Raw genomic sequence first — 252 nt, 5'->3', positions numbered from 1 at the left:
CTTCCTTAGGGTCTCCGGGTGGACGGCCAGGACCAGGGTGGCCACCTCGGCGAAGGCCACCAGCCAGGGGACCACACTGGGGGTGAGGCCCGTGGCGTCGTCCACGACGAGGGTGACGGGGTTCACCCCTTCGGGGCGCTTGAGGGCCTTGAGGAGGCTCCTCGCCTTCTCCTCGTTCCCCGGGTAGCGCCTCTGCCAGGCCTTGAGGTCGGCCTCGAGGTCCCTCCCCCCCCCCACCCCATCCACCCGGAA

General features: G+C 71.0%; 1 pseudogene. It reads right to left on the bottom strand.

Annotation, left to right across the window (positions count from 1 at the left end):
- Window positions 1-252: pseudogene (locus tag ACYQ0J_RS00045) on the bottom strand (ATP-binding protein); the annotation flags it as partial.

The sequence above is a fragment of the Thermus sp. FJN-A genome, assembly GCF_054655095.1.
This window is presented reverse-complemented; position numbering and strand designations above follow the sequence as displayed.